At 35.2% G+C, this 16537-nt stretch carries 17 protein-coding genes; 3 read left to right on the top strand and 14 right to left on the bottom strand.

Annotated elements, in window-relative coordinates:
- Positions 1–42 precede the first annotated feature (42 nt).
- The 9 genes from C7D53_RS00485 to C7D53_RS00445 all read right to left on the bottom strand — a co-directional run bounded on the left by C7D53_RS00485 (position 43) and on the right by C7D53_RS00445 (position 9617).
- A complete protein-coding gene (locus tag C7D53_RS00485; protein WP_106914477.1) occupies positions 43–1695 on the bottom strand; it encodes a tetratricopeptide repeat protein in 1653 nt (550 codons plus the stop codon).
- Positions 1696–1786: 91 nt separating this feature from the next.
- Positions 1787–2659 carry a PstS family phosphate ABC transporter substrate-binding protein gene (locus C7D53_RS00480; protein ID WP_106914476.1) on the bottom strand — a complete coding sequence of 291 codons (873 nt, stop codon included), beginning with the start codon at positions 2657–2659 and terminating at the stop codon, positions 1787–1789.
- Positions 2649–2846 carry a DUF308 domain-containing protein gene (locus C7D53_RS00475; RefSeq protein ID WP_174567026.1) on the bottom strand — a complete coding sequence of 66 codons (198 nt, stop codon included), beginning with the start codon at positions 2844–2846 and terminating at the stop codon, positions 2649–2651. Before C7D53_RS00475 ends, C7D53_RS00480 begins: the two co-directional genes overlap by 11 nt.
- Before the next feature lie 77 nt (positions 2847–2923).
- Positions 2924–3763, bottom strand: a complete 840-nt coding sequence (locus C7D53_RS00470) for an energy transducer TonB (RefSeq protein WP_106914475.1) — start codon at positions 3761–3763, stop codon at positions 2924–2926.
- A 29-nt stretch (positions 3764–3792) separates the two neighbouring features.
- Positions 3793–4359, bottom strand: a complete 567-nt coding sequence (locus C7D53_RS00465; RefSeq protein ID WP_106914474.1) for an ExbD/TolR family protein — start codon at positions 4357–4359, stop codon at positions 3793–3795.
- 11 nt (positions 4360–4370) lie between these two features.
- Positions 4371–4979: an ExbD/TolR family protein gene (locus C7D53_RS00460; protein ID WP_076355070.1), complete on the bottom strand. Its 609-nt coding sequence runs from the start codon at positions 4977–4979 to the stop codon at positions 4371–4373.
- A gap of 61 nt (positions 4980–5040) precedes the next feature.
- Positions 5041–5904 (bottom strand): MotA/TolQ/ExbB proton channel family protein, encoded by an 864-nt coding sequence (locus tag C7D53_RS00455; RefSeq protein ID WP_089738024.1) that lies wholly within the window; start codon positions 5902–5904, stop codon positions 5041–5043.
- A 240-nt stretch (positions 5905–6144) separates the two neighbouring features.
- Complete coding sequence (gene leuS, locus C7D53_RS00450; RefSeq protein WP_106914473.1) at positions 6145–8958, bottom strand: leucine--tRNA ligase; 2814 nt, start codon at positions 8956–8958, stop codon at positions 6145–6147.
- A 179-nt stretch (positions 8959–9137) separates the two neighbouring features.
- The gene (locus C7D53_RS00445) at positions 9138–9617 is read right to left on the bottom strand and encodes a lipocalin family protein (RefSeq protein ID WP_106914472.1); all 480 of its coding nucleotides are present in this window, start codon (positions 9615–9617) and stop codon (positions 9138–9140) included.
- Positions 9618–9816: 199 nt separating this feature from the next.
- Here C7D53_RS00445 and C7D53_RS00440 point away from each other — a divergent pair, with 199 nt between their 5' ends.
- Genes C7D53_RS00440 through C7D53_RS00430 form a run of 3 tightly spaced genes read left to right on the top strand, consistent with a single transcriptional unit; the run spans position 9817 to position 12201 of the window.
- Positions 9817–10794 carry an acyltransferase family protein gene (locus C7D53_RS00440; RefSeq protein ID WP_106914471.1) on the top strand — a complete coding sequence of 326 codons (978 nt, stop codon included), beginning with the start codon at positions 9817–9819 and terminating at the stop codon, positions 10792–10794.
- Between the two features lie 25 nt (positions 10795–10819).
- Positions 10820–11575, top strand: a complete 756-nt coding sequence (locus C7D53_RS00435; RefSeq protein ID WP_106914470.1) for a glycosyltransferase family 2 protein — start codon at positions 10820–10822, stop codon at positions 11573–11575.
- Complete coding sequence (locus tag C7D53_RS00430) at positions 11575–12201, top strand: calponin homology domain-containing protein (protein WP_106914469.1); 627 nt, start codon at positions 11575–11577, stop codon at positions 12199–12201. Before C7D53_RS00435 ends, C7D53_RS00430 begins: the two co-directional genes overlap by 1 nt.
- Here the strand turns inward: C7D53_RS00430 and C7D53_RS00425 are convergent.
- The 5 genes from C7D53_RS00425 to C7D53_RS00400 form a co-directional block, all read right to left on the bottom strand.
- Positions 12193–13431, bottom strand: a complete 1239-nt coding sequence (locus C7D53_RS00425; RefSeq protein ID WP_106914468.1) for a 3-deoxy-D-manno-octulosonic acid transferase — start codon at positions 13429–13431, stop codon at positions 12193–12195. The genes C7D53_RS00430 and C7D53_RS00425 overlap by 9 nt on opposite strands.
- Before the next feature lie 41 nt (positions 13432–13472).
- Positions 13473–14189: a C40 family peptidase gene (locus C7D53_RS00420; protein ID WP_106914467.1), complete on the bottom strand. Its 717-nt coding sequence runs from the start codon at positions 14187–14189 to the stop codon at positions 13473–13475.
- Positions 14190–14274: 85 nt separating this feature from the next.
- Positions 14275–14922, bottom strand: coding sequence for an O-methyltransferase (locus C7D53_RS00415; protein ID WP_106914466.1), 648 nt, complete (start codon positions 14920–14922; stop codon positions 14275–14277).
- Positions 14923–15035: 113 nt separating this feature from the next.
- Positions 15036–15194 (bottom strand): CCPGW family putative bacteriocin, encoded by a 159-nt coding sequence (locus tag C7D53_RS21225; protein WP_106914465.1) that lies wholly within the window; start codon positions 15192–15194, stop codon positions 15036–15038.
- A 465-nt stretch (positions 15195–15659) separates the two neighbouring features.
- The gene (locus tag C7D53_RS00400; protein WP_106914463.1) at positions 15660–16493 is read right to left on the bottom strand and encodes an OmpA family protein; all 834 of its coding nucleotides are present in this window, start codon (positions 16491–16493) and stop codon (positions 15660–15662) included.
- Between the last annotated feature and the right edge of the window lie 44 nt (positions 16494–16537).

Genomic DNA, 16537 nt, shown 5'->3' with positions numbered 1-16537 from the left:
TTACGAATGGGAAGTTTTAATATCTATAATTTAAAATTTAAATTACTTGTTGATCTCTGCATTTAATTTTACAGCATCCTGGTAAGTAGGATCCAATTGTAAAGATTTTGCAACATAATCTTTTGCTTTTGCAGCATCAGAATCTTTACTCATATAAGCTACTGCGAAGTAAGCATAAGCAAGAGTTTGCTTGTTAGCCTCCTGATCAGCAGGTTTTACAGTAGTGATGAATTTCTCGTAAGCCAATTTTGCAGCATCATTATTTCCTGCTTGTTGGTAAGAATATCCCTGGCTGTAGTATGCCGGAGCCCAATCAGGAAGAAGAGCTGACATTTTTTGCCATGTAAGGATTGCTCCATTCCAGTTTTTAACATCCTGATAAGCAGTAGCTAGCTTAAATAATGCATCAGAATCCTGAGCATTAGCAGCAACTTGCTTTTTCAATCCTTCAATTGCAGGGTTTGTAGGTCCTTTGTCTACATCTGCCTGAGAAGCACCACCACCTCCTGCGATGTTGGCCAATTCAAGATCCCATTTCATTGTTTCATCTTTTGCAGCTTTTGCAATAGCGATTTTTTGTTGAGATTCTGTAGTTAAAGCAGATTTTTTAGCTGCATCTTTTTCGTCTTTAGCTAAACCAGCAGCAATAAGCCCCTGTAAACCTTGGTCAGCAGGCTGCAGTCTTGATTTTTCAGCTTGAGAAGCGAAAGTATCCATATTTTTCTTAGCTTCTGCATAGTTCTTATCTGCATAAGACTGGTAAGCTCTTAATTTGAATTTGATAGGATCTTCAATCTTATCAAAAATCTTGTCTAATACTGTTTTAGAGTTTACATAATCCTCATTAGTGAAGTATAATTTTGCAATTTCTAATTGAGTATATGGATCTTCATCAGCATATTTTGTATAGTTGATAAGGTCTTGTGTAGCCTTAGCATTTTGTTGGTATCTGATGTCATAACCAGCCAATGCTTTATATGCAGGAGCATATGTAGGGTCTACAGCAATAGCTTTATCTACACTTTCTTTAGCTTTTTGCCATACTTGAGCAGCCATCCATAGAGTAGCCATTCTTGTATAAACAGAAGCTTTATTTTTAGCTAAAGGCAATGCTTTGTCATAAGCAGACATAGCTTCACCTGGCGCTCTTTTTAGTCTGTAAGCATCTCCTAATGTATAATAGTAATGTGCAGGAACTCCTTTTTTCTCAGCTTTTTCAATAGCCTTAGTTAAGAATTGGATGGCAAGGTCAGGTGAGCTGTTTTTTTCAAATAAAGTTAAAGCTTCTGCTGCTCTGAACAATACTTCAGCATCTTTTTCTCTTGAATCCGTTACTACTTTCTGAATTTCAGCAATAGCACTTTTATCCCCTTTACCTAATTTAACGGCTGCTAGACCAATTTTATTAAGATAGCTTTTACCGTCAGCTGCTAATCCTTTGTTAAAGCTTTCTGTAGCCTTAGCATAATCCGGTTCTCCTTGTTTTAAGAAAGTATTTCCTAAATAGAAGTAGTTTTCAGCAGTAGGCTCTTTAGCGATCATATCAGTGAAGTTGGTTTTTGCCTGAGCAAATTTATCACTGTCTATACTGTTAATACCATCCTGCAGTGTTTGTGCAGAGGCGAAACCGGTAAAAAATACCACGGCTGCTCCAAAAGCAATCTTTTTTACATTCATATTCATTATATCTTTCATTTTATATTTTCTAAATAATTGAGTTATATTCTACACAACTTTCAGACCAAAACATTTTTTTTAATGGGAATAAATTGTGAATTTAATATTTTTAGCGCATTTGTACCTCTCTTTTATAGATGTTATAAGGCTGTAAACCCTCTTTCTGAACAATTTTTTGTCCTAAGTGCGTACATGAAAATCGTATAAAGCCATTAGCAATATTAAAGTTTCCTTCATTGATAAGGAAATAAAGTACTCTTGTGAATGGATACTCCATAGAACGAAGCCCTTCGAAGTCGGCATTGTATAATTTCCCATTATTTACTACGGGAAGTACTTTCACCATCTCTCTAAGTTTCTCAGAAGTTTTATCGTAGGGACGGCTGAATGTATTAAGTCCTATAACTCCTACCTTATCAGGATATTTTCCTAGTTCCTCTATAATCTTCTGATTCCCGGGAATAATGGAAAATTTAAGATCCTTAGGTTGTTTTTTCACCTTCTCTGCAACAAAGTTCAGATTGCTAGAATTGGTTCCGTCAAAAATAAATTTCTTATCCTCCGAAAGAAGTCCACTATTGATTTCATCCATCGAAATACTTTCTTTAGGAGAGTCTTTTGGAACGACAAAAACCACCGCATCGGCTGCAAATTTAGCAGGAAGAAACTTTAGATCTGTTCTTTCTTCGTAGGTTTTTATTTCTTCAGGATTAAGGTTTCTGGACATCACAATTACCTTGGCATTTCCTTTCAACAAATCTAGAAGACCCAAATCTTCTTTTTTTGTCTCCACTTGAATGCGTGTTTCGGGATAATTGATCATATAGCCGTCAGCTAATGCCTCTGTAACACTTTGAAAAGATTCGTCTGTAAAAATCGTAAGATCACCTTTATGGTAGGACGGAGATTTCTCCTCTTTTTTGCATCCTGCCAGCATAATTCCTATTACGAAGACAAGCGCAACTTTAAAACTATTCTTCATCTTTCGATTTTTTGATTTTAGAAACAGCTCTATAGATTCTAAATATACCATAAACAATTAAAAGCGCACCCAATGCATAAGCAATAGCAGGTTCTAAAATGGTAAAGAAGAATTTATAGATAATTACTACAATTCCTAAAACGATATAAAACAATCCCGTAACCAGGGATAACCAATTGAACATCATATAACAAAAATACAAAAAAAATAAAAAGGGAAGCATAAGCTTCCCTTTTTATTTATATTCTGAATAAATAAGTCTAATTATTCAAAGTTCATAGTAAATGGTACGCTATAGTAAGATCTAACGCTTTCTCCATTTCTCTTAGCAGGAGTCCACTTTTTAAGTTTCTTAACTACACGTACAGCTTCACTGTTGAAGTCGCCATTTGGAGATTTCTCTTCAATAGTAACTGCAGAAACAGTTCCGTCTCTTTCTACAACGAACTTAAGCTTAGCTTTAAGTGTACCTTCACCTCCTTCCATTAGGGAAGTATCGAAGTTATCTCCTAAGAATTTTCTTAATGCACCCATACCTCCAGGATATTCTGCAGACTGGTCTACATCTTTGTAGATTTCATTAGGGTTATTCGCCTTCACTTCTACTGTGGTAGCTTTAGTACCTGTAGATGGTGGTGGTGGTGGTGGCGTATAAGCCGGAGCTTTCACCCCTTCCTGATTATTCAAACCAGTTGTTGTTTCCAACTGCTTAGAAATTGGTGGAGGTGGAGTTTCAATTTTCGGAGCTTTTACAGGCTCTGGAACTACGTTTTGAATTACCTCAATTTTTTCCTCTTCTTTTGGAGGAGGTGGTGGAGGTGGTTCTTCTTCTTTAGGCTGCTCGATAATCGGATCTTCTTCGATAATATCTACTAGATCTGCCTTTACTTCTTGCTTAGGCGGAGCTGTAAGATTTTTAATCGTAAGATAGATGAACGGAGACAAAGCTGCCAAAAGGAATAAAGCTGTTCCGATGATAAAAGACTTTGTTAAAAGTCTCGGATACTGATGTCTAAGATCATAGGCACCATATTCCTTGTTTCTATTTTCAAATACAATCTCGTCTAAAGTAAGATTCTGATTGTATACATTTTCATCTGCCATAGATTAGATATAACAATTTTATGGTTAAATTACTTTGTAGCAGCCGGTGCAGCAGCACCACCTATTTTCTTTTCATAAATAGCTTTCTCCCAAGGTTTGATATCAGTAACACCGTACTGCTCACTTTTGGTAATTGCCATTTCGTCAAGAATATCAACAAAGTTCTTATATACAGCATCGTCAGTTGGCTTAATGATCACGGTAAATTTCGTTTGATCTGCAGCTCTAGATTTTGCCTGCTGAATTACTTTTCTAATTCCTTCTCTATCCAGAGTAGTTTCCATAAGAGTTTGATCATTCAGCGAAGAATTATCCTGCTGATGCCAAAATACTCTATTGTCTTTTCCTAATAAGATAGAAATTGAGTTCGAAAGTTTAATTTCTGTTGGAGGTGGTTTTTGTTTTTCATCTTTCGGTTTAGCCGGAAGACCCAAATCCATAACATTCGGTTTACTAAATGTAGTTGTGAACATAAAGAAGGTAATCAATAGAAAACCCAAGTCTACCATCGGAGTCATATCGACTCTGGTGTTCTGCTTCTTGGAACGGACCTTGCCGCCCTTGCCGCCTTTTTCTTGTACTTGTACTTCTGCCATTTCTATCGATATTATTCGTTAGGTTTACCTTCTTGTGATGTAATCAACCAAAATTTAAGAAAATCAATATCTCTTAAACCCTCAAATAGACTTTTAACTTTAGGATATTGAGTTGTAACGTCTCCTTTAATGGCTAACTTGTAGTCAGGGTTAACGCTTAAACTTTCTTTTACCCAATCAATTAATTGCTTATTTGTACTGTCCATAGGAATACCTGTAGGACTCTTATAATTTTTCTGCTCATCTCCAGACATATCCAAGTAACCTTTAAGTTGGTTCATTGGAACTCCAATTGCCTGAACTTTCTGGAAAGCTGCTTTTTGATTATTGTCAAAAGTAATACCATACTTTTGTCCCATTTTATCCAAAAGGGCAACTCTTTCTGATGCGTTTTCTACTGGCTGGAAATAGAATTTTCCGTCCGGAGTAGCGTTGATAGTCATTAAACTAGCATCAGGAAGCAATTTTTCCGAAATTGAAGATGGCGGTTTGATCTGCTCCACGTCAGGTTTTTTAAACTGAGTGGTCAAGATAAAGAACGTAAGAAGTAGGAACGCAACGTCACACATTGCGGTCATGTCCGTCACTACTCCATGTCTTTTTGGTTTGACTCTCGCCATTATTATAAAATATTTTTAATTAAACTTCTTTTAATTGCTAATGCAAATTTCTTGCTAATTCTTAGTTGAATTCAGCGAAAGACTGCTGGATGCTCATAGAGATCTCATCGATCTTATAAGTTAATCCATCAATTTTAGATGTAAAGAAGTTATAAAGGATAATAGCGATTGCAGAAGTACCAATACCTAATGCAGTGTTGATCAATGCTTCAGAGATACCAGTAGATAGAGCAGCAGCATCTGGAGTACCACCTCCTGAACCTAATGCGAAGAATGCCTTGATCATCCCGATTACAGTTCCTAGTAGTGCTACTAACGTTGCAACTGTACCTAAAGTAGAAAGGATCATCATGTTTTTCTCAAGCATTGGCATCTCAAGAGTAGTAGCTTCTTCGATAGCTTTGTTAAGCGCTACCATTTTCTGCTCTTTATTTAATGTATTATCGTGAGAAAGTGCTTTGTAAGTAGTAAGACCTTCTTTTACTACGTTACCTACAGAACCTTGTTGTCTGTCACATTCTTCGATAGCTTCGTCAATTTTGTTTTGGTTAAGTAAGCTTCTTACTTGTACTACGAAGTTGTCTAAGTTTCCTTTTCCAGCAGCTTTACCAAGAACGAAATATCTTTCAAAAGAGAAAACAATTACCGTAATCATGAAAGTAATCAAGATTGGTACAATGATACCTCCTTTGTAGATAATACCTAAGAACGATTCTGGATGAATGTCTTTTCCTTCAATGCTTGAAAAAGCTACAGACCCACTTCCTAGTTTATCTGCATCTTTAAAGTTTCCTGGGCTCCCAAGAACGAATAAATAAATACATACTCCTATAGCAAATAGAATAGGAATAATAACAGCTGGATTTAAACCTCCTGCCTTTCTAGCAACTACTTGCTCATCATTTTTTGAAACATTCATTTCCATATTTAACTAAATTATATTGTTTTAAAATTTTACAGGGTGTAAATTAAAGGCAAAATTAATTAAAATGCAAGAGTCTTAATTAAACATTTTGCTTTTTTTTGATAAAGAAATTTTAATACGATTTCGATATAATAATTATTCTTAAATATTTTATTTATTTTTCCCAAATTTAACATTTGAGTTAAAAAATCATAAAAATAAGACACCCATTTTTTTTAATTTCCCAATGTTAATTTTTTTTTAAATTACGATATTCACAATACGGTGAGGGACAACAATGATTTTTTTAGGGGTTTTACCTTCCAAAATCTGTTGCATTTTCTCATTTGAAATCACCAAATCTTCGACTTCCTTCGCAGATAATTGTGCTGAAAGCGAAATTTTGAACTTCATTTTACCATTTACGCTTACCGGATATTCAATTTCATCCTCAACCAGATAATCCTCATTTAATGTAGGGAATTGTTCAAATTCTATTGAAGTATCGTGACCTAATAAACTCCATAGTTCTTCACAAATGTGGGGAGCATATGGAGAGATGATAACGGCAAGTGGTTCTAAAATATTGCGTTTGTTGCATTTTATTTTCTGAAGCTCGTTTACAGCAATCATGAATGAAGATACAGAGGTATTGAATGAGAAGTTTTCTATATCATAAACTACCTTCTTTATTAAGGTATGCAATACTTTATATTCTGCCTTTGTAGGTTCTTCTTCAGAAACTTCAAATGTATCTCCATTGAAATGTAGGTTCCAGAATTTTTTAAGGAAACTATATACTCCACTCAGACCTTGTGTATTCCAAGGCTTGGATTGCTCCAATGGTCCCAGGAACATTTCATATAGTCTTAATCCGTCTGCTCCGTATTCTTCACAAATATCATCCGGGTTTACTACATTATATTTAGACTTGGACATTTTTTCTACCTCACGGTCTGTGATGTATTTTCCATCTTCCAAGATAAATTCTGCATTTGCATAATCTGGTCTCCAGGCCTTGAATGCTTCTGTGTCTAATTCATCTGATGCTCCTTTTAATAAGGATACGTCTACGTGAATCTGCTGAGTCTGATAATTACCGGCTAAGTTTTTAGAAACATATTGGTTGGTTCCGTCAATTCTGTATACAAATGCACTCATTCCTAAGATCATCCCTTGGTTGATCAATTTTTGGAAAGGCTCATCGTGGTTAATGTATCCTCTATCTTTTAAGAACATGTTCCAGAAACGGGAATATAATAAGTGACCTGTTGCATGTTCACTACCTCCAATGTAAAGATCTACCTGTCCCCAATAATCTGAAAGTTCTTTTGCGAAGAATTCTCCTTCATTATGAGGATCCATATATCTAAGGAAATACCATGAGCTTCCAGCCCAGCCAGGCATTGTAGATAATTCTAGCGGGAAAATAGTTTGATCATCTATTAAATCTGTAGAAACTACTTTCTGGTTCACCTCATCCCAGGCAAATTCTTTTGCATTTCCTAGTGGTGGATCTCCATCTTCTGTTGGTAAATATTTTTCAACTTCAGGAAGTTCCAGCGGTAATGCAGATGCCGGTAATGTGTAAGGCATTCCTTCCTTATAATATATAGGAACTGGTTCTCCCCAATAACGTTGTCTTGAGAAAATAGCATCACGTTGTCTATAATTAGTTGTTCCGTGGCCAATTCCTTTGGTTTCGATTTCTGAAATCATTTTTGACTTCGCATCGTTATAATGTAATCCGTTTAAGAATTCAGAGTTTATACATACGGAATCTTTGGAATCAAAAACTTTCTCCTGAACGTCTTCTTCAGTTTCAATTACTTTTTTAATTTCAAGATTAAATTTCTTTGCAAATCTGTGATCACGTTCATCATGTGCAGGAACAGCCATTACCGCTCCGGTTCCATATCCCATCAATACGTAGTCTGAAATATAGATAGGCATTTTTGCTCCACTGAAAGGATTGATTGCATAACTTCCGGTGAAAGCTCCACTCACGTTTTTCACGTCAGACATTCTATCTCTTTCCGTTTTCTTGGAAGTTTCTTCAATATAGGTATCTACTTCTACTTTTTGAGCATCTGTAGTAATTGTTTCTACCAAAGGATTTTCCGGAGCCAAAACCATGAATGTTGCTCCGAAAATAGTATCAGGTCTTGTAGTGAAAACCTCAACGATTTCCTCGTGACTTTCTACTTTGAACTGAACCTGGGCTCCCTGAGATTTCCCAATCCAGTATTCCTGGGCATCTTTCAAGGGTTGTGGCCAGTCTAGTGTGGAAAGCCCTTGTAATAATCTTTCAGAGTATGCAGAGATTCTCATGCTCCACTGCATCATTTTCTTTTGGAATACAGGGAATCCTCCTCTTTCGGATTTTCCGTCTTTTATCTCATCGTTCGCTAAAACAGTCCCTAATGCCGGGCACCAGTTTACGGTAGTCTCCGCTCTGTAAGAAAGACGATAATTTAATAAGATATCTTCTTTATCAATATCAGAAGCACCAGCCCACTCTTCTGCGGTAAAGCTTAACTCGTCATTTTGATTGGCATTTAATCCCTCTGTTCCTTTTTCTTCAAAATGTTTGATCAGGGTATTGATGGATTCTGCTTTGTCTGTATTTTTATTATACCAGGAATGATACAGTTCTATAAAGATCCACTGCGTCCACTTATAATAAGATGCGTCTGAAGTTCTTACTTCTCTGCTCCAGTCAAATGAAAATCCAATTTTTCTTAATTGTTCTTCGTATCTGTTGATATTTTGCTCTGTAGTAATTGCCGGATGCTGTCCTGTCTGGATTGCATACTGCTCAGCAGGAAGCCCGAAGCTATCATACCCTATCGGGTGGAGAACGTTAAACCCCTGATGTCTTTTGTACCTTGCGTAGATATCCGATGCAATGTATCCAAGCGGGTGACCTACGTGAAGTCCTGCCCCTGATGGATACGGGAACATATCGAGTACATAAAATTTAGGTTTATCTGTATTATTGGAGGTTTTATAGGTTTGATTGTCCTCCCAATATTTCTGCCACTTTTTTTCTATCTGCTGATGATCGTAAAACACTTTATATATATGTTATATGTTAGACTTTAAATATTTAGATTTTCTCTTTTTTACAAGATTCACAAAATTAATGATTTTAAAAGAAATAAAAATTTAATTTATGATGAATTATAATTCTCTGCTCAACAAAAAAGTCTCATCCGAAGATGAGACCTGTTTTATATCTTGAAGTACACTTATTAATGTTGAGGATTTACTCTCTTGAAAGTATAGGTTCTTGTTTTAAACACAGCCGGATCTTCTGTCTCTTCTCTTACAGCCAGGTTGAGGGTTGTTTCGCTAAGAGTTACCACTTTTGCGTTAACAGGAGCTACTATGCCCTGATATTTCATCTGCATATTCTTACTGCTATTATCATAGGTATAGGTAAAGTTGGCATCAGGCTGAATATCACACAATCCTGGTGTAACAGGATCTTTCACGTCAATTCTCTTTCCTTTTACTTCACTACTGAACCACCATCTGGACTCTTTCTGACAGTCTGTATAGGTAATCACATCCGAAATTGGTTGTTCGCCTACCTCTACAGTAGTAACCACCTCTTTTAACGGCTGCCAAAACCCAATAAGTGGAGCTTCTTCAACATAATCGTTACTAGTAGAACATCCGGAGGCTACCAGTAATGATAAGCCTGAAAATAGTAGTGCTAATTTCTTCATAGATTAATTTTTTCAAGGGCTAAAATTATAATTTTTTTGATTTATATTACTATTTTTTGTGAAAAATTATTTTATCGACCTTTATTTATATATATTTTAGAACAGTCAGAGGCCATATTCCCTTTATTTAACAAATATTGAACATCCGAAAATCCCTATGTTTTATTAAAAAAGTTATTTTTGTAGTCAAAGAAAAAAAATGCAAGATATAACGAAAAACAATTTTGACTTTATACGCGTTCTGCTCGCCTTTATTGTCTTTCTTGGACATCTTGGCACCCTTAGTGCATCTCCTGATCTCAAGATTTTTGAGCATAGTCCTATAGAAATTGCCGTTTTCGGTTTTTTTGCAGTGAGCGGATTTCTTATTGCAAGGAGCTATGACAGGTCTTCAAGCCTGAAAAGCTATTTAAAAAAGAGAGTCAAAAGAATTGTTCCCGCTTACTTATTGGTTATTTTTTTATGTGCGATTTTATTAAGTTTGGTAAGTACATATTCTTTCACCGAATATTTCAGTAATACACAAGTTTACAAATACCTTTTTTGGAATTCATTATTTTTAAATTTTAAAGCACCTTGGCTTCCCGGGGTTTTTGGAAATCAAGCAGTAAATGGTGCCCTATGGACGCTGAAAATAGAAATGTGTTACTATTTTGCGGTTCCTTTGTTGTTTTTGCTGTTCGGAAAGAATAATAAATACAGAAATATAAGTTTGGTTATTTTATACTTTCTATCTCTTATTTATCTAAACTATTTTGAATCTTTAAATAAAATTTCACTTGCCAAGCAGCTTCCCGGAACATTATCCTATTTTATCCCCGGAATGCTAATTTATTTTAATTTTGATAAATTCATCAAACATAAAAATATAATTTTCATCATTGCTATCGCTACTGTGTGGATTGATTTATACTTAAAAATTCAACTTTTTTCTCCAATGATGATCGGTGTTATCGTAATATACATTGCTTATTCATTCAAATTCTTAAATAATTTCGGGAAGTACGGAGACTTCACCTACGGAATTTATATCTTCCACTTCCCTATCATCAGGGTATTTGCCACGCTGGGGCTTTTTGCCAATTATAATCCTTTCTTGATGGGATTTGTCTGCATGCTGGTAGTAATTGGAGTCGGAATTGCCTCATGGCATCTTTATGAAAAAAGATTTTTATAATTTTGGAAGATATTTAAAAGCATAAATGAAAGACCTTGTCTCCATTATCACTCCCTGCTACAATTCTGCTGAATTTATCGAGGAAACCATACAGTCTGTCCTAAGCCAAACCTATGAAAATTGGGAATGGCTCATCACTGACGACCTTTCCAAGGATAATACAGTTGAAATTATCCGAAAATATAATGACCCCAGAATAAAGCTTCAAGTTTTGGAGAAAAACGGTGGTGCCGGAAATGCAAGAAACAATAGCCTTGAAAGAGCTAAAGGCAGATATATTGCATTTTTAGACTCTGATGATTATTGGTATCCCGAATACATTGAGACCATGACGGATTATATGCAGGAACATCATGCAGAACTTGTGTACTGCAACTACTCAAGGTGTAATGAGCAGCTTCAGCCTATTCTGAAAGATTTTCTTGCAGACAAAGTAGTTACATTTTCCAATCTTCTAAAGACATGCCGACTGGCCCCTGTTTCCACAATGTATGACACCAAAAGAGTTGGAAAGTTTTTATTCCCTGTTAAAAGTAAACGTGAAGATCATGTAATGTGGCTAAACCTGCTAAAGGTAATCCCTGAAGGAATGCCCATTAATAAAACCATGGCAAAATACAGAATGCGTGAGAACAGTGTTTCCAGAAATAAAAAAAACATCATTAAGGATCAATATCTTGTCTATAAAGATTTTATGGGATTCTCCACGCTAAAATCATTGTATTATACAGCTAACTGGGCTATAAATGGATTTCTAAAATATTCGAAAATTTTCAACTAATGGAGTATTCAAAAGAGTTTAAGGCAGCTTTAAGTGCTTTTTCCAGCACCGAAAAGGATAAGCTTATCTTCAGATTACTGAGAAAAGATAAATTGCTGTCTAAAAAATTGTACTTCGAGCTTATTGATCCGGCTACCACCGATGATAAGAGGAGTACCATGGAAGAAGATGTGGAGGAAAAAATTCTTTTATCTTCAAAATATATTGGCAATGCCAAATATTTCCTCACCATCATCCGAAAAATAAGTGCTGAAATTACTGAACATGTCAAAATAACAACCGACAAGTTTGGGGAAGTTTCTATTAATCTACTTATGATTAATAAGATTCTGGATTATAATAATGAGCTAAGCAGACAGAGGTTTGACAATGTTTACAAACTGTACATCTACATCATCAATAAAGTATTTAAATCCTTGATATTAATTAAGAAACTGGATGAAGATTATTGGATGGAAATTGATGAGTTTCTGCGAGATACTCAATCCAAAATATCAGAAAACCATTATCTCCAAAAATTATGCATCAATAACGGGCTGGATATTAACTGGCTGGAGTGCGATAACATTCCTGAAAATATTGAGCAAACAATGAAAGAGATAAAAAGTCAGGGATTTTTAAGATAGAATTTTCTGCAGAATCATTTCTGTGGAATTAGGCTTTTCATCAACGAAATTCCTTGCATTCTGGGACATTTCTTCAAGTTCTTCTTCATTCTCTTCATTGGCAAGAAATAAAACGAATTCTGCGGCGGTTTGCTCGTCTGCAAAGGACTTTCCTCCATTCATGGAAATAAGATCGTCTGCCTCAGGATTCTTTTTATAATGATTCCCAAAGATTACAGGAACCCCAAATGTTGCTGCTTCCAGGATATTATGTAATCCTGCATCATGAAAACCTCCCCCAACAACAGCCACATCTGCATAGGAATACAGTTTTGACAACAAACCTATACTGTCTATGATCAGCAGTTGAGAACTGAACGTTGAAAGGTTTGAACTTTGGATCTCACTATACAGCAGTGCATCCGTAAACATGTTTTTCAAGTGCCCTACCCTTTTCAAATCATGAGGTGCAATGATTATTTTTACGGTATTATTTTTACGGGAGATCATTTCTGCAATTTTCTCCTCGGCCTGCCAGGAGCTTCCAAAAACAATACTCCTATGTCCTCCTATAAACTCTGAAACATGATCAACATGGTTATCTCGCAGCCTAAGTTGTTTTACCCTATCAAACCTTGTATCTCCGGTTACAGAAGACTTCATTAACCCAACACTCTTAGCCAAAGCAAGGGAAAACTGAGTCTGGTGAAAAAACCAATCTACATTCTTCTGAAGCTGTTTCACAAACCACTTTCCATAGGAGGTAAAAAAAGACTGTCTTTCATAAAACAATGCAGAAATTACATAAACCTTTGCATCTCTATTTTTAAGTTCTGCAAGCAAATTATACCAATAATCATACTTAACCGTAAAAAATAGTTTAACATCAAACTGTGACACAAACTCTCTTACAGCACTCTTTTTATCAAAAGGCAGATAGCAAATTACATCTGCAATATGTTTCTTTTTAATAACATTCTCGTACCCTGACGGGGAAAAGAAAGTGACCAGAATTTTATGATCAGAAAATTGCTCTTTAAGCTTTTCTAAAACAGGAAGTCCTTGTTCATACTCACCCAGACTTGCTGCGTGCATCCAAATTACTTTATCTGTTTTTGAAAATACAGATTTCACTTTATTCAAAGATTCTCTTCTTCCCTCAACGCCTTTTTTAGTTTTATCATTAAACCATGAAAAAACTTTCATTCCAAAAATGAGAAGACTGATGAATATATTATAAAGTAAGTTCAATTTTTGATTGATTTAGTCGTTAGACTTTGGGGGTGTACTTTTTAAATAACACTTTTAAGAACCCTCAGTTTATGGGTATGCTTATTCATTTCTTTATTGAAAATTCCTGTAGAATCCAAAGTATCGATTCTTACTTTTCCTGATGCATGAATAATCTTTTGATTTTCCAACATAATTCCTACGTGGATAATCTTCCCATCAGCATTTTCAAAGAATGCAAGATCACCTGGCTGGGTTTCTTCTACAAAGGTAAGTGCTTCTCCTACCTCAGCTTGCTGGGAAGCATCTCTAGGAAGTTTAATATTATGAATTTTATAGATAAGTTGTGTAAATCCGGAACAGTCTACTGCAAAAAAACTTTTACCTCCCCACAAATAAGGAACATTAAGAAATTCTTTTGAGGCCAGAGCAATGCTTTCTCTTACATCATGACTTCTTCTTGAAGCCACAACGGGAAATTCTACTTCAGAACCCATTGAAAGCAACGTTTTTCCGTCATTCATCAGCACAGAAGAAAAGTCCTCCGTAACTACAGTTACTTTTCTATTGGCCAGTTCTTCATCTGTTACAGGTTTTAGCTGTTTGGTATCCATCCATCCTTCATAGCCATCATAATGCATTTTTATTCTGGTCCAGTTTTTATTTACCTCCAGAATATCCGCGCTTTCTCCAAACAACATTTCAGTAACAATTTCTGCCTTATCAGAACCTTCTGCACGAACCGGCGCTACTGTAACAATACAAATTCCTTTATTCATTAACTCTAAATTAAAAGATTGAATAATTAAAAGATTAAAATACCATAGGATATACCCCTTGAATATTTATTCCTTTACTATTTAGTTACTTCCTACGAAGAAAGTTTACTCCATCACGCAAAGGTAGAATAAGATTTTCAAAATCATCGTCTTTTGCGGCTAAATCATTCAACTCCTGGATGGACTGTGTAGATTTCAGCTTTGGATTTTCTTCCAGAACTTTTCCATACCATAAAACATTATCGAACATCACTACTGATCCTGATTTTGTATGAGGTTTTATTAATCTGAAATAGTCTGCATAATTTTCTTTGTCAGCATCTACAAAAATTAAATCAAAGACTTCATCTGTTTCTTTTAAAAATTCTTTGGCGTCCTGAAGTTTAAAATCAATCTGATTAACATATTCGCTGGATTCAAAATATTTTTTTGGAAGGTAAGCCAGATCTTCATTTACATCCAATGTTGTGATTTTACCATCCTTTGCCAACCCTGAAGCGAGGCACAAGGTAGCATATCCTGTAAACGTTCCTATTTCAAGAACATTTTTAGGCTGCAACATTTGTGAAATAATTGTCAGTAATCTTCCCTGTTGATATCCGGAGATCATATGTGGCTGTGTCGTCTTCTGATAAGTTTCTCTTCTCAGCTTTTTCAGAATTTCAGATTCCGCAGAAGCATGTGATTCCAAATACCTATCTATTTCAGGATTCTTTTCTTCAAAAAAACTCATACAATTTTAATTTAAACAAATTTAAGAATTTTAAAACTTCTTTTTGAATAACATATTGACACAAAAAAAGAGAGAAATCAATCTCTCTTCTCTTATATATACCTATTTAATCATTAATAAGCAATGCAATACTCTCCTTTTCCTCCACATACCCATCCTGGACAGCAGTCACTAGTTCTTTGACAAATAATCTGAGGATTACAATAGTCGTTGTCTTGAGAACCTTGTACATTTTTCATTTTTTCTCTTGAAAGTTTTTGTAGATTTTTCATAGTAATAATTTGTTGGTTTAGCTTTCCTACTCTATAAGATTTTCGGATACCTCTTTATATTATTTCCTTTTAAGGAGAATTAAATATACACATTATTTTATAAACCAAAGAATTAGAATTAAAAAAACTATTAGCAGCTCTACCCATTTTTGGGAAAACCCCCATGTAAAATACCGTGAAAATACGGATGTTTTTTCTGTGGTATTAGTTATAAGTTTGCACAGAGAACAAAGGGGTAAAAACACTAAGAGAAACAAAATGATTGCAGGAGAGAAACAAACTAACCATGGGAATCAAAAAAACGTATCACCGAAAGGTAATACGAGGTCTTCTGCAAAAAAAACCAAGACTGAAATATCCAATTCATTTTTACAGCGAATTATTTCTCTTTTAAAAAAAGAAGAATTAATTTGATTAAAAAAAAATCCCGAATTACTTCGGGATTTTTTTTGTATTAAGTTTTGCTTATTTCTTTGGAGCAATATCCATTAGTTTCATAAACTCATCCAGCTTAGGCATAATGATGATTTCTGTTCTTCTATTTTCAGATCTACCGGAAACACTCATATTGGTAGCTTTCGGATTGTACTCAGAACGTCCTCCTGCTGTAATTCTCGCCGGATCTACACCAAACTGAGTCTGAAGAACTTTAGCAACAGAGGTACCTCTCAATGCAGAAAGATCCCAGTTGTCTCTTGGCAGGTTTGGAGAATTTAATGCAGCATTATCTGTATTACCCTCAATTAATACTGAATATTTATCGTAATCATTGATAACTTTCGCAACCTTACCTAACACTTCCTGAGCTGCAGGCAAAATGTTATAATCTCCTGTTTTGTATAGCATTTTATCTGAAAGGGAGATCATTACTACTCCTTTCAATACTTTCACCTGTACATCTTCATCTGATACATTATCCAAAGATCTCTTCAGTTTGTTAGACAACGCTAGGTTCAAACTGTCATTTTTAGCATTACTTGAAATCAACTGCTTGATATAAGTATTAGAAGCATTAATTTCTCCTACCAGCTTATCAATATTTGCAGAACTTTTTCCTGTATTTGAAAGACATGCATCCAATGATGATTTTAAAGCATCATGTTGGCTTTTCAACAAATTGTTTTCACCTGTCAATGCAGAGTTTTGGGATTTTAGATCCTGAATTTCTCTCTGTCTTTCTCCGATATTTTCAATACACTGCTTATAGTTGCTGCTCAAGGCATCATATTGTTTCTTGCTCACACAAGAGGTCATTGCCAACGCCATTGCAGAAACCGCTAAAACTTTAAAAATCTTCATAAGTAATCATTTTTAGACTACTCAAAGTTAGGAAAATTCAATTG

It is taken from the genome of Chryseobacterium aurantiacum, from assembly GCF_003020585.1.
GTDB classification, from domain to species: domain Bacteria; phylum Bacteroidota; class Bacteroidia; order Flavobacteriales; family Weeksellaceae; genus Chryseobacterium; species Chryseobacterium aurantiacum.
This window is presented reverse-complemented; position numbering and strand designations above follow the sequence as displayed.